The 17,707-nt window shown below is 76.0% G+C and carries 20 protein-coding genes; 17 read left to right on the forward strand and 3 right to left on the reverse strand.

Going from position 1 to position 17,707, the window contains the following annotated elements; genetic code table 11:
• Nucleotides 1–77 precede the first annotated feature (77 nt).
• The 15 genes from BM158_RS04860 (at nucleotide 78) to BM158_RS04930 (ending at nucleotide 14,591) form a co-directional block, all read left to right on the forward strand.
• Entirely contained in the window at nucleotides 78–1,661 is a 1,584-nt protein-coding gene (locus BM158_RS04860; RefSeq protein WP_091555139.1) for an AMP-binding protein, read from the forward strand.
• On the forward strand, nucleotides 1,654–1,905 hold the full coding sequence (locus BM158_RS04865; RefSeq protein WP_091555142.1) for a glutaredoxin family protein: 252 nt from the start codon (nucleotides 1,654–1,656) through the stop codon (nucleotides 1,903–1,905). The genes BM158_RS04860 and BM158_RS04865 overlap by 8 nt, the downstream gene beginning before the upstream one ends.
• A gap of 177 nt (nucleotides 1,906–2,082) precedes the next feature.
• Nucleotides 2,083–2,763: a redox-sensing transcriptional repressor Rex gene (locus BM158_RS04870; RefSeq protein WP_091555143.1), complete on the forward strand. Its 681-nt coding sequence runs from the start codon at nucleotides 2,083–2,085 to the stop codon at nucleotides 2,761–2,763.
• A complete protein-coding gene (locus BM158_RS04875; protein ID WP_091555145.1) occupies nucleotides 2,760–4,127 on the forward strand; it encodes a glutamyl-tRNA reductase in 1,368 nt (455 codons plus the stop codon). Before BM158_RS04870 ends, BM158_RS04875 begins: the two co-directional genes overlap by 4 nt.
• Nucleotides 4,124–5,053 (forward strand): hydroxymethylbilane synthase, encoded by a 930-nt coding sequence (hemC, locus tag BM158_RS04880; RefSeq protein WP_091555147.1) that lies wholly within the window; start codon nucleotides 4,124–4,126, stop codon nucleotides 5,051–5,053. The genes BM158_RS04875 and hemC overlap by 4 nt, the downstream gene beginning before the upstream one ends.
• A gap of 76 nt (nucleotides 5,054–5,129) precedes the next feature.
• Nucleotides 5,130–6,674 carry a uroporphyrinogen-III synthase gene (locus BM158_RS04885; RefSeq protein ID WP_091555150.1) on the forward strand — a complete coding sequence of 515 codons (1,545 nt, stop codon included), beginning with the start codon at nucleotides 5,130–5,132 and terminating at the stop codon, nucleotides 6,672–6,674.
• Complete coding sequence (gene hemB, locus BM158_RS04890; RefSeq protein ID WP_091555151.1) at nucleotides 6,671–7,675, forward strand: porphobilinogen synthase; 1,005 nt, start codon at nucleotides 6,671–6,673, stop codon at nucleotides 7,673–7,675. The genes BM158_RS04885 and hemB overlap by 4 nt, the downstream gene beginning before the upstream one ends.
• The gene (locus BM158_RS04895; RefSeq protein WP_229827640.1) at nucleotides 7,672–8,157 is read left to right on the forward strand and encodes a hypothetical protein; all 486 of its coding nucleotides are present in this window, start codon (nucleotides 7,672–7,674) and stop codon (nucleotides 8,155–8,157) included. The genes hemB and BM158_RS04895 overlap by 4 nt, the downstream gene beginning before the upstream one ends.
• Complete coding sequence (hemL, locus tag BM158_RS04900; protein WP_091555153.1) at nucleotides 8,154–9,509, forward strand: glutamate-1-semialdehyde 2,1-aminomutase; 1,356 nt, start codon at nucleotides 8,154–8,156, stop codon at nucleotides 9,507–9,509. The genes BM158_RS04895 and hemL overlap by 4 nt, the downstream gene beginning before the upstream one ends.
• Nucleotides 9,506–10,147, forward strand: a complete 642-nt coding sequence (locus tag BM158_RS04905) for a histidine phosphatase family protein (protein ID WP_229827639.1) — start codon at nucleotides 9,506–9,508, stop codon at nucleotides 10,145–10,147. Before hemL ends, BM158_RS04905 begins: the two co-directional genes overlap by 4 nt.
• Complete coding sequence (locus BM158_RS04910; protein ID WP_091555155.1) at nucleotides 10,144–10,713, forward strand: TlpA disulfide reductase family protein; 570 nt, start codon at nucleotides 10,144–10,146, stop codon at nucleotides 10,711–10,713. Before BM158_RS04905 ends, BM158_RS04910 begins: the two co-directional genes overlap by 4 nt.
• A 3-nt stretch (nucleotides 10,714–10,716) precedes the next feature.
• Complete coding sequence (locus tag BM158_RS04915) at nucleotides 10,717–11,538, forward strand: cytochrome c biogenesis CcdA family protein (RefSeq protein ID WP_091555157.1); 822 nt, start codon at nucleotides 10,717–10,719, stop codon at nucleotides 11,536–11,538.
• The gene (gene resB / locus BM158_RS04920; RefSeq protein ID WP_091555159.1) at nucleotides 11,535–13,136 is read left to right on the forward strand and encodes a cytochrome c biogenesis protein ResB; all 1,602 of its coding nucleotides are present in this window, start codon (nucleotides 11,535–11,537) and stop codon (nucleotides 13,134–13,136) included. The genes BM158_RS04915 and resB overlap by 4 nt, the downstream gene beginning before the upstream one ends.
• Nucleotides 13,133–14,104 (forward strand): c-type cytochrome biogenesis protein CcsB, encoded by a 972-nt coding sequence (gene ccsB / locus BM158_RS04925; protein WP_091555160.1) that lies wholly within the window; start codon nucleotides 13,133–13,135, stop codon nucleotides 14,102–14,104. Before resB ends, ccsB begins: the two co-directional genes overlap by 4 nt.
• 115 nt (nucleotides 14,105–14,219) lie before the next feature.
• Nucleotides 14,220–14,591 (forward strand): hypothetical protein, encoded by a 372-nt coding sequence (locus BM158_RS04930; RefSeq protein ID WP_091555162.1) that lies wholly within the window; start codon nucleotides 14,220–14,222, stop codon nucleotides 14,589–14,591.
• 2 nt (nucleotides 14,592–14,593) lie between these two features.
• Here BM158_RS04930 and BM158_RS04935 read toward each other — a convergent pair whose 3' ends face one another.
• Nucleotides 14,594–14,821, reverse strand: a complete 228-nt coding sequence (locus BM158_RS04935; protein ID WP_091555163.1) for a hypothetical protein — start codon at nucleotides 14,819–14,821, stop codon at nucleotides 14,594–14,596.
• Between the two features lie 23 nt (nucleotides 14,822–14,844).
• On the opposite strand from BM158_RS04935, the gene BM158_RS04940 reads away from it, so the two are divergent.
• On the forward strand, nucleotides 14,845–15,378 hold the full coding sequence (locus tag BM158_RS04940; protein ID WP_229827638.1) for an Lrp/AsnC family transcriptional regulator: 534 nt from the start codon (nucleotides 14,845–14,847) through the stop codon (nucleotides 15,376–15,378).
• A 13-nt stretch (nucleotides 15,379–15,391) separates the two neighbouring features.
• Nucleotides 15,392–15,688, forward strand: a complete 297-nt coding sequence (locus BM158_RS04945; protein ID WP_229827637.1) for a DUF4229 domain-containing protein — start codon at nucleotides 15,392–15,394, stop codon at nucleotides 15,686–15,688.
• Here BM158_RS04945 and BM158_RS04950 read toward each other — a convergent pair.
• Nucleotides 15,681–16,550, reverse strand: coding sequence for a 1,4-dihydroxy-2-naphthoate polyprenyltransferase (locus BM158_RS04950; RefSeq protein ID WP_091555167.1), 870 nt, complete (start codon nucleotides 16,548–16,550; stop codon nucleotides 15,681–15,683). The two genes, BM158_RS04945 and BM158_RS04950, sit on opposite strands and share 8 nt — an antisense overlap.
• On the reverse strand, nucleotides 16,550–17,683 hold the full coding sequence (menE, locus tag BM158_RS04955; RefSeq protein ID WP_091555169.1) for an o-succinylbenzoate--CoA ligase: 1,134 nt from the start codon (nucleotides 17,681–17,683) through the stop codon (nucleotides 16,550–16,552). Before menE ends, BM158_RS04950 begins: the two co-directional genes overlap by 1 nt.
• Between the last annotated feature and the right edge of the window lie 24 nt (nucleotides 17,684–17,707).

Here is a 17,707-nt window from a genome sequence, read left to right on the forward strand (position 1 = left end):
GTGACAACATCGGGCCTCCGCGTCCACGTGAGGTGCGCGGACGGCACCCGCCGACCGCGTCGAGGAGGGAGACCCCGGTGGTCCCAGCAGCCCGCACGTTCCACGGACTGGTGCGCGCAGCGGCCGACGCCGACCCCGCCGCCCCCGCCCTGGTGCAGGGCGACCGGCGGCTGACCTGGGGCGAGCTGGCCGAGCAGGTCGACCGGGTCGCGGCCGGGTGGGCCGCCCGCGGGCTCACCGCCGGCGACCGGGTGGCCGTGCAGCTGCCCAACGGCGTGGACTGGGTGCTCACCGTGCTGGGCGCGCTGCGGGCGGGGCTGGTCGTCGTCCCGGTGAACACCGCCTACACCGACCCCGAGACCAGCTACGTGCTCACCGACTCCGGTGCCCGCGCCCACGTGGTCACCCGGCCGCGGGCCGACGTGGCCGGCGTCCCGGCCGTGGTGGGGCCGCCCACCGCCGACGACGCCCCGCCCGCCGACCCCGACGACCCCGGGGCGCTGGCCCTGCTGGCCTACACCAGCGGCACGACCGGCCACCCGCGCGGCGCGATGCTGCCGCACGCCGCGCTGCTGGCCAACCTCGAGCAGGTGCTCGCGCTGCAGCCGGCGCCGGTGCGCGAGGGCGACGTCGTCCTGCTCGCGCTGCCGCTGTTCCACGTCTACGGCCTCAACGGCGGCCTGGGCCTGGTCGCGGCCACCCGCTCCTGCGGCGTCGTGGTGGAGTCCTTCGACCCCGCCGGCACGCTCGCCCTGATGGCCGCCGAGGGCGTCACCGCCGTCCCGGCCGCCCCGCCGATGTACCAGGCCTGGTTGGCCGCCGCCGACGCCGCGGGCTCGGACACCGCACTGCGGCGCGCGTTCGCCGCGGTGCACACCGCCAGCTCCGGCTCCGCGCCGCTGGCCCCCCGGGTGTGGACGGCGATGCGCGAGCGCGCCGCGGTCACCGTGTGGGAGGGCTACGGCCTCACCGAGGCCGCCCCCGTGCTGGCCACCACGCTGGCCACCGGGCGGGCCAAGCCCGGCTGCATCGGCGGTCCGGTGCCCGGCGTCGAGCTGGTGCTGCGCGACACCGCCGGCGGTCCCGAGGCCGGCCCCGACCCGGGCAGCAAGGTGCGCGAGGACGTCTTCGGCGACCCGTTCGGCGACGACCCGCCCGACAGCGCCGGCGAGGTGTGCGTGCGCGGGCCCAACCTGTTCCGCGGCTACTGGCCCGACGGCGCCGACGGCCCGGACGCCGAGGGCTGGCTGCCCACCGGCGACATCGCCTACCGCGACGCCGAGGGCGACCTGCACCTGGTCGACCGGCGCCGCGACCTGGTGCTGGTCAGCGGGTTCAACGTCTACCCGCTGGAGGTCGAGCGGGTGCTGGAGACCCACCCCGAGGTGGTCGAGGCCGCGGTCATCGGCCAGCCCGACGAGCGCACCGGGGAGTCGGTGCGGGCGGTGGTCGTCCGTGCCGAGGGGTCGGACCTGGACGCCGAGGCGCTGCGCGCGTTCGCCGCCCGCTCGCTGGCCCGGTTCAAGGTGCCCGCCGGGGTGGTGTTCGTCCCGCAGCTGCCGCACTCGCTGACCGGCAAGGTGAGCCGGGCCCGGCTGCGCGAGCTGGGCCTGGACCGGGTGGCCGCCGACACCGAGCACGCCGAGGGCGTCGATGCCTGAGGGGGGACCGCGGCTGCAGCTGCTCACCCGCGAGGGCTGCCACCTGTGCGCGGTCGCGGCCGAGACGCTGGACCGGGTGGCCGCCGAGCACGGCCTCGCCGTCACCGCCGTCGACGTCGACGCCGACCCCGAGCTGCAGGCCGAGTTCGGCGACCGGGTGCCGGTCGTGCTGCTCGACGGCCGCGAGCACAGCTACTTCACCGTCGACGTCCCGCGGCTCCGCCAGGACCTCGCCGGCCGCTGACGCGGTGGTCTCGGCCACACCTGTGCGCCGTGACCTGCACGAACGCCCCTGCGGACTTTGTTCCGACGTTCACAAGCGGTTACCGTGGCGTTGCCGGCCCGAGACGGGGCCGGCAGCCATCCCCCCGATGCCGGCTCCGCCGCCGGGGTGCTGCGTGCGGACCGACGAGGAGGGCCGATGAGCGAGTCGCGCGATCCGCGGACCCGGGTCATCCCCGAGGCCACCGTCGCCCGCCTGGCCGTCTACCTGCGCGTGCTCACCGGCCTGGCCGACGCCGGCCGCGCGTCGGTGTCCAGCGGGGAGCTCGCCTCGGCCGCCGGGGTCAACCCCGCCGGCCTGCGCAAGGACCTCTCCTACCTGGGCCCCTGCGGCGTGCGCGGCGTCGGCTACGCCGTCCCCGCGCTGCGCGAGCGGCTGGCCCGGGCCCTCGGCGTCGAGCAGTCCCGCTCCTGCGTGCTGGTCGGCATGGGCAACCTGGGCTCCGCGCTGGCCGGGTACGCCGGGTTCGGCACCCGCGGCTTCTCCTTCGTCGGGCTGCTGGACGCCGACCCCGCGCGGGTCGGCGACGTCGTCGGCGGCACCGTCGTCCGCCCGGTCGACGACCTCGAGGAGGTCGTGGCCGAGCACGGCGTGACCATCGCGGTGGTCACCACCCCCGCGCCGGTGGCGCAGTCGGTCTGCGACCGGCTCGTGGACGCCGGCGTGCGCAGCATCGTGAACTTCGCACCGGTGACGCTGCAGGTCCCCGCCGGCGTCGACGTGCGCCAGGTGGACCTGTCGGTGGAGCTCCAGGTGCTGGCGTTCCTGGACCAGCAGAAGGGCGTGCAGGTGGTCGGCGAGCAGGTGGTCCTCCCGTGAGCCTCCTGGCCGTCGGCATCAGCCACCAGACCGCGCCGGTCACCCTGCTCGAGCAGGTCGCGATGAGCGGCGACGACACCGTGAAGACCCTGCACGAGCTGCTCGAGTGCGAGCACGTCTCCGAGGCGCTCGTGCTGGCCACCTGCAACCGGGTCGAGATCTTCGCCGAGGTCGACCGCTTCCACGGCGGGGTCACCGACGTCAGCCGGGTGCTCGCCCGGCACGCCGGCACCGGCGTCGAGGACCTCTCGCCCTACGTCACCGTGCACTACGAGGACCAGGCCGCCCGGCACCTGTGCACCGTCGCCGCCGGCCTGGACTCCATGGTGGTCGGCGAGACCCAGGTGCTCGGCCAGCTGCGCTCGGCCTACGCGCTGGCCCAGGCCGAGGGCACGATCGGCCGCGAGCTGCACCCGGTCACCCAGCGCGCGCTGCGGGTGGGCAAGCGGGTGCACGCCGAGACCGGCATCGACAAGGCCGGCGCCTCCCTGGTCTCGGTGGCCCTGGACCGGGTCACCGACCGCATCGGCGACCTCGCGGGCCGCCCCGTCCTCGTCGTCGGCGCGGGCTCGATGGGCGCGCTGGCCGCGACCACCCTGGCCCGCCGGGGCGCGCAGGTCACCGTCACCAGCCGGACGCCGGCCACCGCGACGCGGCTGGCCGAGTCCGTGGGCGGGCGCGCCGCCGAGCTCGAGCACCTCACCGCCGAGCTCGCCGCCGCCGACGTGCTGGTCACCTGCACCGGCGCCACCGGCACCGTCATCGGCACCGACGTGGTCACCGCCGCCACCGCCGGGCGCACCGCCCCGCTGGTCGTGGTCGACCTGGCGCTGCCCCGCGACGTCGACGCCGCCGTCGCCACCCTGCCCGGCGTGCACGTGGTCGACCTCGCCACCCTGCAGGGCGAGCGCTCCGCCCACCCGGGCCGGCCGGTCGCCGGGTCGGTCGCCGCCGACGACGTGGCCGCCGCGCACGCCCTGGTCGAGCTGGAGACCTCGCTGCTGCGCGCCGAGCGGCAGGCCGCCGCCGTCGCGCCCACCGTCTCCGCGCTGCGCAGCCAGGCCGCCGAGGTCGTCGACGCCGAGCTGCTGCGGCTGTCCACCCGGCTCCCCGACCTCGACGCCCGCGCCCGCGCGGAGATCGCCCGCACCGTGCGCCGGGTGGTGGACAAGCTGCTCCACGAGCCCACCGTCCGGGTCAAGGAGCTCGCCGCCGGCCCCGGCGGCACCGACTACGCCGACGCGCTGCGCGCGCTGTTCGGCCTGGGCGCCGACCCCGCCTCGGCGCTGGCGCAGGCGGTGTCGGTCGACCCGTCGGCCGGCACGACGCTGGACCAGCTGCCCGCCGACCGGGAGCTGTCGTGACCGCGCCCCTCCGGCTGGGGACCCGGCGCAGCCAGCTCGCGCTCACCCAGTCCCAGCACGTCGCCGACGCCATCGCCGCGGCCAGCGGCCGCGCGGTCGAGCTGGTGCACATCACCACCGAGGGCGACCGGTCCGCGGCGGCGATCACCCAGCTCGGCGGCACCGGCGTGTTCGTCAGCGCCCTGCGCGACGCGCTCCGCGCGGGCACCGTGGACCTGGCCGTGCACAGCTACAAGGACCTCCCGACGGCCGAGGAGCCCGACCTGGTCATCGCCGCGGTGCCCCCGCGCGAGGACCCGCGCGACGCCCTCGTCGCCCGCGACCGCCTGACCCTCGGCGAGCTGCCCGCCGGGGCCACCGTCGGCACCGGCGCCCCCCGCCGCGTCGCCCAGCTCCGGGCCCTCGGCCTGGGCCTCGAGGTGGTCCCGATCCGGGGCAACGTCGACACCCGGATGGGCAAGGTGACCTCGGGCGAACTGGACGCGGTGGTCCTCGCCCGGGCAGGATTGGCCCGCCTCGGCCGGCTCGACGCCGTCACCGAGGTGCTCGACCCGCTCCAGGTGCTCCCCGCCCCCGCGCAGGGTGCCCTGGCCGTGGAGTGCCGGAGCGACGACGACGTCACCCGGTCGCTGCTGGCGGCCCTCGACGACGCCGGCGCCCGCGCCTGCGTCGTCGCCGAGCGCACCGTGCTGGCCACCCTGGAGGCCGGCTGCAGTGCGCCCGTCGCCGCGCACGCCGAGGTCGGCGAGGCCGAGGACGGCGGCGACGAGGTCTACCTGCGGGCCTCGGTCACCGCCATCGACGGCAGCGACGCCGTGCGCGGCTCCACCTCCGGACCCGCCGCCGACGCGGCCCGGCTGGGCCGCGAGCTCGCCGCCGAGCTGCTCGACCGCGGTGCGGCCGCCCTGATGGCGGCCAGCCGGTGATCCCCAGCACGACCCCCCAGACCCCCAGCCCGACCGCAAGCGACCCCACCCCGGGGTCGGAGATGGAGAGCACGCGATGACGCGCTCACGCAAGCAGACCGGCCGAGTCGTCTTCGTCGGCGCCGGCCCCGGCGACCCCGGGCTGCTGACCGCCCGCGCCGCCGACGCGCTGGCCGCAGCCGACCTGGTGCTGCACGACGCCGACGTCCCGGCGCCGCTGGCCGACGCCGTGCGCGAGGCCCACCCCGAGCTCGAGCTCGCCGTGGCCACCGGCGAGCCCGCCGAGGTCGCGAAGACCGCCGTGGCCGCCGCGAAGAACGGCTCGGTCGTCGTCCGGCTCGTCGCCGGCGACCCGTTCACCACCGACGCCGTGGTCAAGGAGACCCTCGCGGTCACCCGCACCAGCGTGCCCTTCGACGTCGTCCCCGGCGTGGCCGTGGGCACCGCCGTCCCGGCCTACGCCGGCGTCGCCGTCGGCGCGGGCTCGGTGCAGGCCGACCTGCGCGGCGACGAGGCCGCCGACCCGGCCGCGCTGGCCGCCGCGGCCACCGGCACCGGCAGCCCGCTGGTGCTGCAGGTCGCCGCCGACCAGCTGGCCGGCGTCGCCGCCGGGCTGGTCGAGGGCGGGCTGTCCGGCTCGACCCCGGTGCTGGTCACCGTCGAGGGCACCGGCACCGCGCAGAAGAGCGTCGCGGCCAAGCTGTCCCAGGTCGCCGAGAAGGACGCCGGCGTCGAGTCGCTGTCGGGCTCGGTCGTCGTCACCGTCGGCGCGGTCGTGGACAAGCGCGGCAAGCTCGGCTGGTGGGAGTCGCGCCCGCTGTTCGGCTGGCGCGTGCTGGTGCCCCGCACCAAGGAGCAGGCCGGCGACATGAGCGAGCGGCTGCGCGCCTACGGCGCCGTGCCGGTCGAGGTGCCCACCATCGCCGTGGAGCCCCCGCGCAGCCCGGCCCAGATGGACCGCGCCGTCAAGGGCCTGGTCACCGGCCGCTACGGCTGGATCGTGTTCACCTCCACCAACGCCGTCCGCGCGGTGCGGGAGAAGTTCACCGAGCTCGGCCTCGACGCCCGCGCGTTCGCCGGGGTCAAGGTCGCCTGCGTCGGCGAGCAGACCGCCCAGGCGGTCCGCGAGTTCGGCATCGTGCCCGAGCTGGTCCCCTCGGGCGACCAGTCCTCCGAGGGCCTGCTGGTCGACTTCCCGCCCTACGACGACGTGTTCGACCCGATCGACCGGGTGCTGCTGCCGCGCGCCGACATCGCCACCGAGACCCTGACCGCGGGCCTGAAGGACCGCGGCTGGGAGGTCGACGACGTCACCGCCTACCGCACCGTGCGCGCCGCCCCGCCGGCCGCCGCGGTCCGCGAGGCGATCAAGGGCGGCGGCTTCGACGCCGTCTGCTTCACCTCGTCCTCGACCGTGCGCAACCTGGTCGGCATCGCCGGCAAGCCGCACGCCCGCACCGTCGTCTCGGTGATCGGCCCGGCCACCGCGGCCAGCGCCACCGAGTTCGGCCTGCGGGTCGACGTCCAGCCCGAGACCGCCGCGGTCGGCCCGCTGGTGGACGCGCTCGCCGCGTTCGCCGAGGCCCGCCGCGCCGAGGCCGAGGGCGGGTCCGCCGAGTGACCGGCGGGGGCCTCCCGGGCGGCGCGACCCCCGGCTTCGCCCGGGGACGGCGGCTGCGCTCGACGCCGGCTCTGCGCCGGCTGACCGCGCAGACCCGGCTGGCCCCCGCCGACTTCGTGCTGCCGGTCTTCGTCAAGCAGGGCATCGACTCCCCGCAGCCGATCGGCTCCATGCCCGGCGTCGTGCAGCACTCGCAGGAGTCGCTCCGGAAGGCCGCGGCCGAGGCGGCCGAGGCCGGCATCGGCGGGCTGATGCTGTTCGGCATCCCCGCCGACAAGGACCCGGTGGGCTCCCAGGCCGACGCCGCCGACGGCGTGGTCAACGTGGCGCTGCAGCAGCTGCGGGCCGACCTCGGCGACGAACTGGTGCTCATGGCCGACCTCTGCCTGTGCGAGTACACCGACCACGGCCACTGCGGCGTGGTCACCCCGGCCGGCGTGGTCGACAACGACCCCACGCTGGACCGCTACGCTGCGGTGGCCGTCGCGCAGGCGCAGGCCGGGGCGCACCTCGTGGCGCCCAGCGGGATGATGGACGGCCAGGTCGCCGCCATCCGCGCCGGCCTGGACGCCGCGGCGTTCACCGAGGTCCCGATCCTGGCCTACGCCGCCAAGTACGCCTCGGGCTTCTACGGCCCGTTCCGCGAGGCCGCCGAGGGCGCTCCGCAGTTCGGCGACCGCTCGACCTACCAGATGGACCCGCCCAACGCCGCCGAGGCGCTGCGGGAGGTCCGGCAGGACCTCGCCGAGGGCGCCGACGCGGTCATGGTCAAGCCCGCGCTGCCCTACCTGGACATCGTCCGCCAGGTCGCCGACGCCGTCGACGTCCCGGTGAGCGCCTACCAGGTCAGCGGTGAGTACGCGATGGTCGAGGCGGCCGCCGAGCGCGGCATGGTCGACCGCCGCCGGGCCATCCTGGAGACCCTCACCTCGATCCGCCGGGCCGGGGCGTCGACCGTGCTGACCTACTGGGCGGTCGAGGCCGCCGCCTGGTTGCGGTGATCTACACCGAGCCGGGCGGGTCCTGGCGGACGCTGTGGTCGATGGCCGCGGCGTTCGTCGTCCTGGCCGTGCTCAGCGCCGTCCTGCCCGGGCAGGACGTGCCGCTGCTGGTGTGGGTGGTCGCCGTCGTCGCCGTGCTCGGCATCGTCGCGGCCGGCACCGTCTCGGCCAACCGGGTCTGGACGGTCACCGTCACCGGCCGCGGCCCCGACGCCGGCCTGGTGGTGGGCCGCGAGCGGCTGCCGCTGGCCGAGATCGACCCGGCCTCGCTGGACGGCGAGGTCGGCGTGGACGTCGGCGCCCCCGTGCTGGGCGGCGGGGCCGACGTGCCGAAGGGCCGGGTGGGCCTGCCGGTGCGCCGCACCGACGGCACCACGGTGCTGGTGCCCACCCGCCGGCCCGCACAGCTCACCGCTGCCCTGCGCACAGCCCTGACGGGGGCCGACGGCAGCGATGCGCAGCCTGGGACAGTGGAGCCGTGAGCTACCCGTACGACGCCCCGGCCTCGGCCGACCTGTTCGAGCGCGCCCGCGCGGTGACCCCCGGCGGGGTCAACTCCCCGGTGCGCGCCTTCCGCGCCGTCGGCGGCACCCCGCGCTTCATGGCGTCGGGCTCCGGCCCCTGGATCACCGACGTCGACGGCCGCCGCTACGTCGACCTGGTCAGCTCCTGGGGCCCGATGATCCTGGGCCACGCCCACCCCGCCGTCGTCGCCGCCGTCACCGACGCGGCCTCCCGCGGGTTCTCCTTCGGCACGCCCACCGGCGGCGAGGTCGAGCTGGCCGCCGAGATCGTCGACCGGGCCGGCGTGGAGCAGGTCCGGCTGGTCAACTCCGGCACCGAGGCCGTGCTCTCGGCCATCCGGCTGGCCCGCGGCGCCACCGGCCGCCCGGTCGTCGTCAAGTTCGCCGGCTGCTACCACGGCCACGTCGACGCCCTGCTCGCCGCGGCCGGCTCCGGCGTGGCCACCCTCGGCCTGCCCGACACCCCCGGCGTCACCACGGGCGCCGCGGCCGACACCGTGGTGCTGCCCTACAACGACGTCGCCGCGGTCGAGGCCGTCTTCGCCGAGCGGGGCAGCGAGATCGCCGTGGTGGCCACCGAGGCCGCCGCCGGCAACATGGGCGTCGTCCCCCCGCTCTCCGGCTTCAACGCCGAGCTGCGCCGGATCACCGCCGCCCACGGCGCACTGCTGCTGGTCGACGAGGTGATGACCGGGTTCCGGGTCAGCCGCTCGGGCTGGCGCGGGCACGAGCACTACGACGCCGACCTGGTCACCTTCGGCAAGGTGATGGGCGGCGGGCTGCCCGCCGCGGCCTTCGGCGGCCGCGCCGAGCTGATGCAGCAGCTGGCCCCGCTCGGGCCGGTCTACCAGGCGGGCACCCTGGCCGGGAACCCCGTGGCGGTCGCCGCCGGCCTGACCACGCTGCGGCACTGCACCGACGAGGTCTACGCCCGCTGCGACGCCGTCGCCGCCACGATCTCCGGTGCCCTCACCGACGCCCTCACCGCCGCCGGGGTGGCCCACCGGCTGCAGACGGCCGGGTCGATGTTCTCGGTGTTCTTCGTGCCCGACGGCCGGGTCGTGCGCGACTACGACGACGCCCGCACCCAGGAGACCGCGCGGCACACCGCCTTCTTCCACTCGATGCTGGCCGACGGGGTGTACCTGCCGCCGTCGGCGTTCGAGTCCTGGTTCGTCAACGCCGCCATGGACGACGAGGCCGTGCAGCACGTGCTCGACGCGCTGCCCGCCGCCGCCCGCGCGGCCGCCGCGGCCACCCCCGGCACCGCCCCCGCGGTGTCGCACGACGCGCAGGCGCTGCAGCCGTGACCGCCGAGACGACCACCGTGCACGTGATGCGGCACGGCGAGGTGCACAACCCCACCGGCGTGCTCTACGGGCGGCTGCCCGGGTTCCACCTCTCCGAGGCCGGGCACGGCATGGCCGCGACCGCCGCGCAGTGGTTCGGCCACCACCGGCCCATCACCCACCTCGTCGCCTCGCCGCTGCAGCGCGCGCAGGAGACCGCCGCGCCCATCGCCTCGACGCTGGGGCTCGACATCGCCACCGACGACCGGCTGGTCGAGGCGGGCAACCAGTTCGAGGGCCAGACCTTCGGGGTCGGCGACGGGGCGCTCAAGCACCCGGCGAACTGGTGGCGGCTGCGCAACCCGTTCCGGCCCTCCTGGGGCGAGCCGTACCGGGAGATCGCCGAGCGGATGCTGGGTGCGGTGCACACCGCCCGCGACGCCGCCCGGGGCTCGGCCGCGGTCTGCGTCAGCCACCAGCTGCCCATCTGGGTGCTGCGGCTGACCGTCGAGGGCCGCAGCTACCTGCACGACCCCCGGCGCCGCCAGTGCGGGCTGGCCAGCGTCACCTCGCTGACCTGGGCCGGCGACGAGCTGGTCCGGGTCGACTACGCCGAGCCCGCCGGCCCGGCCGGGAAGGGCACGGTGGGTGGCGCATGAAGATGCTGCTCGCCGGGCTGGTCGCCGTCCTCGCGCTCGCCGGGTGCTCCACCGGCTCGGACCAGGTCGACGTGAACAACGGCGGCGAGTTCCGGTTCGTCGCGGCCACCCCGGCCGGCGAGGTCATCCCCGAGGGCGAGCGCTCCAGCGCCCCGGAGTTCAGCGGCACCCTGCTCGACGGGGAGTCCTGGAGCTCGCAGGAGCTCGACGGCGACGTCGCGGTGATCAACTTCTGGGGCTCCTGGTGCGCGCCGTGCCGGGTGGAGAGCCCGGAGTTCGAGGACGTCTACGTCGACGTCGCCGCGCAGGGCGTGCAGTTCCTCGGCGTCAACGTCAAGGACCAGCAGCAGCTCGCCCAGGCCTTCGTGGACAACAAGGGGCTGACCTACCCGTCCCTGTTCGACCCGGCCAGCGAGGTCGCCCTCGCCTTCCGCGACTTCCCGGCGGCCGCCATCCCCTCGACCATCGTGCTGGACCGGTCCGGCGACGTCGCCGCGGTCTACACCGGCGCGGTCACCCAGACGAACCTGCAGGCCACCATCGACCAGCTGCTCGAGGAGGACTGAGCCGTGGGGGAGACCTTCGCCGGGCTGGTCACCGACGGGCCGCTGCTGGTGGCCGCGGCCGTCGCCGCCCTCGTCGGGCTGATCAGCTTCGCCTCGCCCTGCGTGCTCCCGCTGGTCCCCGGCTACCTGTCCTACGTCACCGGCCTGGTCGGCACCGGCACCCCGGCCCGGCAGCCCGCCGGCGACGCCAGCGGGACCGGGGCGGTGGCCACCGCGGTGCGCACCGACGAGCGGCCCCCGCGCGGGCGCATGGTCACCGGCGCGCTGCTGTTCGTCCTCGGCTTCACCGCCGTCTTCGTCGCCTTCGGCGCGCTGTTCGGCGGCCTGGGCCGCTGGCTGCTGGTCTACAACGACGAGATCACCCGGGTCATGGGCGGGGTCACCGTCGTCGTCGGCCTGGGCTTCCTGGGCTGGCTGCCGTTCCTGCAGCGCACGAGGAAGCTGTCGGTCCGCCCGGCCACCGGCCTGGCCGGTGCACCGCTGCTCGGCGTCGTGTTCGGCCTGGGCTGGACGCCGTGCCTGGGGCCCACGCTGGCCGCGGTCAACTCGCTGGCCTTCGCCGAGGCCACCGCGGCCCGCGGCTCCTTCCTCGGCATCGCCTACTGCCTGGGCCTCGGCGTCCCGTTCGTGCTGGTCGCCCTCGGCGCCCGCTGGGCGGTCGGGGCCACCGGGTTCCTGCGCCGGCACGCCGCCGCGGTCAGCCGCACCGGCGGCGCCGTCCTCGTCGTCGTCGGCCTGCTGCTGCTCACCGGGCTGTGGGGCGAGGGCATGATCTGGTTCCGCTCCTGGCTCGCCTCCACCGGCTTCGGGGAGTTCTTCCTGTGACCACCACCGTCGAGCGGCCCGCGGCCGCGCCGCCGCCCCCGTCCGGCCCGTCGCCCGCGAGCCGGGTCGGGACGACGCTGCTGCGCTGGTGGCGGTCGCTGACGGCGATGCGGACGGCGCTGGTGCTGCTGTTCCTGCTCGCCGTCGCCTCGGTGCCCGGCTCGCTGCTGCCGCAGCGCTCGCTGTCGCAGAGCCAGGTGACCCGGTACTTCGCCGACCACCCGGACCTCGCGCCGGTGCTGGACAGGTTCTACCTGTTCGACGTCTTCTCCTCGCCCTGGTTCGCCGCGATCTACCTGCTGCTGTTCCTCTCGCTCATCGGCTGCGTCGTGCCGCGGGCGGTCGAGCACGCCCGTGCGGTGTTCGCCGCGCCCCCGCCCGCCCCGCGGCACCTGCACCGGCTGCCCGACCACCGGAGCCTGGACTCCGGCCTGGACGGCACCGCCACCCTCGACGTGGTCGAGGAGGAGCTGCGGGTCCGCCGCTTCCGGGTGGTGCGCCGCGAAGGCCGGTACGGCCCGGAGCTGTCGGCGGAGAAGGGTTTGCTCAAGGAGACCGGCAACGTCGTGTTCCACCTCGCCCTGCTGGCGCTGCTGCTCGGCCTGGCCGGCGGCAAGCTGTGGGGCTACGAGGGCAGCATCCTGGTCACCGAGGGCGACCGGTTCTGCAACACCTTCCAGCAGTACGACAACTACAGCTCGGGCGCGCTGGTCGACGCCGGGGAGATGTCGCCGCTGTGCGTCACCCTCGACGACTTCAAGGCCGAGTACGAGGAGAACCTCACCGCGGCCTCCTTCACCGCCGACATCCAGTACGGCCTGGCCGGGTCGGCCAGCCGGGGCACCACGATCGGCGTGAACAGCCCGCTGCGCTTCGACGGCGACCGGGTCTACGTCACCGGCCACGGGTACGCCCCGGTGTTCAGCGTGACCTTCCCCAACGGCGACTCCTTCACCGACATCTCCGCGCCGTTCCTGCCCGCCGAGACCCAGACCATGTCCAGCGAGGGCGCGCTCAAGCTGCCCGACGTGCCCGGCTCGGACGAGCAGCTGGCCCTGCAGGGCCTGTTCGCGCCCACCGGCTCGGTGCAGGGCGGGGTGCTGACCTCGGTCGACCCCCGGCCGCTGGACCCGCAGGTCGCCGTCTTCGTCTACGAGGGCTACCTCGGCCTGGACTCCGGGCTGCCGCAGAACGTCTACTCCCTGGACCAGACCCAGATCGACCGCGGCAACCTGACCCGGGTCGGCGAGGCCAACCTGAAGGTGGGGGAGTCCACCACGCTGGCCGACGGCACCGTCATCACCTTCTCCGGCGTCAAGCAGTTCGCCGCGATGCAGGTCTCGCACGACCCCGGCCAGGTGTGGGTGCTGGTCTCGGCGATCGCCATCCTGGTCGGCCTGCTCGGCATGCTGCTGCTGCGCCGGGAACGGGTCTTCGCCCGCGCCACCGCCGGTCCCGACGGCGCGGGTACCGTCCTGGTGGTCGGGGCGCTGACCCGCGGCAGCGCCGACACCGCCCCCCGCTTCACCGCGCTCACCGACGACGTCGCGGCGGCCCTGACCCGCCGCGCCCGCACCGAGGAGAACCCCCGCACGTGATCAACGAATCGCTGGCCGCGACCTCGGACACGCTCTTCTCCGTCGCGGTGGGGCTCTACTCCCTGGCCGTCGTCGCCTTCTGCGCCGAGCTCGCCTTCGGCGGCCGCACGGCCCCCGCCCGCGAGCTGGTCGCCGCCGGCGGTGGCCCGGCCGAGCAGCCCGTGGCCCGTCCCGGCGGCACCGCCGACGACGAGCCGGCGCGGGCCCGCCGCTGGGGCATGGTCGCGATGGCCCTCACCGCGCTGGGCGCGGTCGTGCAGGCCGGGGTGCTGGTCACCCGCGGCATGGCCACCGGCCGGCTGCCCTGGGGCAACATGTACGAGTTCGGCACCGCCGTCGTGCTGGTCGCCGTCGTGGTCTACCTGGTGCTCGCGGTGCGCACCCCGTCGCTGCGGCACATCGGCATCTTCGTGCTCGCCCCGGTCGTGCTCTCCATGGTCGGCATCGGGCTGTTCCTCTACGCCTCGGCCGGCCCGCTGGTCGCCGCGCTCCGCTCGGCCTGGCTGGCCGTGCACGTCACCACCGCGATCCTGGGCTTCGGCATCTTCTTCGTCTCCGGCATCGCGAGCGTGATGTACCTGGTCCGCGCCCGGTACGAGGCCAAGGTCGCCGCCGGTGAGCAGCCGCTGTCGCGGATCGTGCACCGGCTGCCCGGTGCCGCCGCGCTGGACCGCACCGCGCACCGCACCGCAGTCTTCGGCTTCCCGATCTGGACCTTCGCCGTGATCGCCGGCGCCATCTGGGCCGAGAGCGCGTGGGGCCGGTTCTGGGGCTGGGACCCCAAGGAGACCTGGGCCTTCATCGCCTGGGTCGTCTACGCCGCCTACCTGCACGCCCGCACCACCGCCGGCTGGCGCGGCCGCCCCTCGGCCTGGATCAACGTCGTGGGCCTGGGCGTGATGATCTTCAACCTGCTCTACGTGAACATGGTGTCCACCGGCCTGCACTCCTACGGCGGGGTGAACTGACACCGGTGTAACTCTCCGTCACCCCCACTGTCGGGGGACGGACGGCGCAGAACACGTGCTCGGAGCGGGAAACCGTGTCACCCTGCTCGTATGCGCACGTACGCAGGAGCCCACGGTGGGTAAGCACTCGGCCCTCGACGGGGCCACCGTGCACCCGTTGGTGGCCGACGCCCTGGAGCGCCGTCAGCAGGGGCCGCAGGGGCCGCAGCCGCCGCGCGCGCCGAACGTCGTGCAGCACCAGGCCGCCGAGCCCGGCAGCACCGCGGTCGGCTGGCCGGCGGAGACCCACTTCGCCGACGGCCTGGGCTGGCCCGGGGCCGACCCCGTCGAGCCGCTCGCGGTCCACCCGGCCGACGACGGCTCGGTGCTGGCCGTGCTGGACGCGGCCGCCCAGGCCGGGGCCGGCGCACCGGAGCAGCCCACCCGGCGCACCGGCTGGCGCCGGTTCTTCGGCGGCGGCCAGACCCGGCCGACCACCGCCGCCTGACCTCAGGCGGGGGTGGACCCGTCGTCGCGGCGGGTGCGCCGGTCGAGCTCGCGGAGGAAGTCCGGGTCGTCGTCGGGCGCCACGGGGCGCTGCGGCGGCCGGGGACCGCGCGGCGGCCGGGGACGGCGGAGACCACCACCGCCGTTGCCGTTGCCGCCCTGGGTGGCCGCTGCCCGCATGACGAGCACGACCACCGCGATGGCGATCACCAGCATGACCAAGAAGACCACCGGTCCACCTCTTCCCCGCTGTCGTGCGCGACCCACCGGCCACCCAATGTAGGCGCCCCGGCGATACTCGGGGATGCCCACAGATCGGCACCGCCAACCAGGAGGCTGACATCGACGCCGTCGACGAGCAGCTGCTCGCGCTGCTGCAGGCCAACGGCCGCGCCAGCTACGCCGAGCTGGCCCGCCAGGTCGGCCTGTCCGCCCCCGCGGTGCACGAGCGGGTGGGCAAGCTGGAGTCCGCCGGGGTCATCACCGGCTACACCGCGGTGGTCGACCCGGCCGCGGTCGGCCTCGGGGTGACCGCGCTGATCGGCGTCATCGACAGCGACGAGGTCGACGACGTGGGGATCCTGGAGGCGATGTCCGCGCTGCCGCACGTCGAGGACTGCTGGCGGACCGCGGGCACCGAGGGCTACGTGCTGAAGGTGCGGGTGACCGACATCCCGGCACTCGAGGACACCATCAACGCGTTGAACCGGATCCGGGGCGTCGCACGCACCCGGACGACCGTCGTGCTGTCGACCAAGTGGGAGGGCCGCCATGGCCGCGCAGAGTGAGCAGAACCGACCGGTGAGCCCGACCGGCGGTCCGGCGCAGCCGCCGTCGGTGTGGCCGCTGCTGGCGCTCTACACCCTCGGGCGCATCCTGCTGGCCGCCGCGCTGGTCGCCCTGCTGTGGCTGCTGGGCCTGGGCAGCTTCCCCGGCCTGCTGTTCGGCCTGCTGCTGTCGATGCCGCTGTCGTTCGTGCTGCTGCGCCCGCTGCGCGACAAGCTCACCGAGGCCATGGCCGCCCGCTCGGTCACCCGCAAGGCCAGCAAGGCCGACCTGCGCGCCCGGCTGAAGGGCACCGACGACCCGATCAGCTGAGCGCGAGCCCCAGGGCGAACACCACGCCGGTCACCAGGGTGGCCCGTCCGGTGCCGCCCAGGGCCGCGATCAGCGCCGGCCCGCGCGCGCCCGACAGCACCGTGCGGACCGGGGGGACGGCGACCGGGGCGGCCAGCAGCCCCAGCAGCGCCCACGGCCGGGCCAGCCCGACCAGCAGCACCACCACGAACGCGGCGACGACCAGGCCGGTGAAGAACCACCGGGTGGCCCGCTCGCCGAGCAGCACCGCCAGCGTCCGCTTCCCGACCGCCGCGTCGCCGTGCACGTCGCGCAGGTTGTTCACCACCAGGATCGCGGTGATCAGCAGGCCCACCGGCACGGCGGCGGCGAACGCCAGCCCCTCCACGGTGCGGGTCTGGCCGAACGTGGTGCCCACGGTGGCGACCAGGCCGAAGAACACGAAGACGAACACCTCGCCCAGCGCCCGGTAGCCGTAGGGGATCGGGCCGCCGGTGTAGGTCCAGGCGGCCAGGATGCTCACCGCCCCGACCGCGACCAGCCACCAGCTCGACAGCGCGGCCATCGCCAGCCCGGCCACCCCCGCGACGGCGAAGGACAGCACCGCCGCGACCAGCACGGCGCGCTCGCCGGCCGCGCCCGACCCGACCAGCCGCATCGGGCCCACCCGGTCGGCGTCGGTGCCGCGGCGGCCGTCGGAGAAGTCGTTGGCGTAGTTGACCCCGACCTGCAGGGCCAAGGCCACGAGGAGGGCCAGCAGCGCGGGGACCGGCCGGAACCCGTCCAGCGCCACGGCGACGCCGGTGCCGACCAGCACGGGGGCGACGGCGGCGGGCAGGGTGCGGGGCCGGGCTCCGGCCAGCCACTGGGCGGGGGTGGCCATCAGGCTCCTTCGAACAGGCGGGTGACCGACCGGCGGTCGGGCTTGCCGGTGTGCAGGACGGGGACGGCGTCGACCAGCAGCAGCTCCTTGGGTGCGGCCGGTGCGCCCAGGCGCTCGGCGACCCACGGCCGCAGGTCGGCCAGCTGCGGCTCGGCGCCGGGGGAGGGGACGACGGCGGCGACCACCCGATGGCCCCACTCGGGGTCCGGCCGGCCGGCGACCACGGCGTCGTCGACGGCGGGGTGCTCGCGCAGCGCGGCCTCGACCGCCTGCGGGGCCACGTTGACCCCGCCGGAGACCAGCACGTCGTCCAGCCGGCCGTGCACCTGCAGCCGGCCCCCGACCAGCGTGCCGGCGTCGCGGGTGCGGAACCAGCCGTCGACGAACGCCTCGGCGGTGGCGGCCGGGTCCAGCCGGTAACCCAGCGCCAGCTGCGGGCCGGTCAGCTCGACGCCGCGGTCGGCCACCCGCACCCCGACGCCGTCCAGCGGGACGCCGTCGTAGACGCAGCCGCCGGCGGTCTCGCTCATCCCGTAGGTGGTGACCACGCCGACGCCCTCCGCGCGGGCGCGGGCGAGGAGCGCGGGGTCGGTGGCCGCACCGCCGACGAGCACGGCGTCCAGGGCGCGCAGTGCGCCGGGCTCGGTGTCGAGGAGGCGGCGCAGCTGGGTGGGCACCAGGGCGGCGTACCGGCGGTCGCCGGGTACCCGGGGCAGCGCGTCGGCCAGCCGCTCCCCGGGGGCCAGCACCGCGGGCGGCGCGCCGGCCAGGGCGGACCGGACCAGCACCTGCAGGCCGGCGACCGCGCTCACCGGCAGCGCCAGCAGCCAGCCGCCGGGGCCGCCGAGCCGGTCCAGCGTCGCGGTGGCCGAGGCCCGCAGGGCGGCGGCGGGCAGCAGCACACCGCGGCCGTCGCCGGTGGAGCCGGAGGTGAGGACGACGAGGTCGGCGCCGTCCTCGAGCGGGAGGTCCGGCCGCAGCACCGCGCGGGCGCGGGCGGCCGGGCCGGGGTCGGCGGGGACGACGGACAGCGGCGCCCCGCCGTCGAGGGCGGCGCGGACGGCGGGCCAGACGTCGGTGAGCACCGCGGGGCCGAGGGCCGGCGCGGGCACCAGGGTCAGCCGCCGGTCCACGAGCAGCCAGGGTAGTGAGCTCCT

The sequence above is a fragment of the Klenkia taihuensis genome, from assembly GCF_900112525.1.
GTDB lineage: Bacteria > Actinomycetota > Actinomycetes > Mycobacteriales > Geodermatophilaceae > Klenkia > Klenkia taihuensis.

Coding starts and splice junctions, on each gene's coding strand:
- BM158_RS04865 (WP_091555142.1), top strand. CDS start 1,654: ATGCCTGAGGGGGGACCGCGGCTGCAGCTGCTCACCCGCGAGGGCTGC.
- BM158_RS04870 (WP_091555143.1), top strand. CDS start 2,083: ATGAGCGAGTCGCGCGATCCGCGGACCCGGGTCATCCCCGAGGCCACC.
- BM158_RS04885 (WP_091555150.1), top strand. CDS start 5,130: ATGACGCGCTCACGCAAGCAGACCGGCCGAGTCGTCTTCGTCGGCGCC.
- BM158_RS04910 (WP_091555155.1), top strand. CDS start 10,144: ATGAAGATGCTGCTCGCCGGGCTGGTCGCCGTCCTCGCGCTCGCCGGG.
- BM158_RS04950 (WP_091555167.1), bottom strand. CDS start 16,550: ATGGCCACCCCCGCCCAGTGGCTGGCCGGAGCCCGGCCCCGCACCCTG.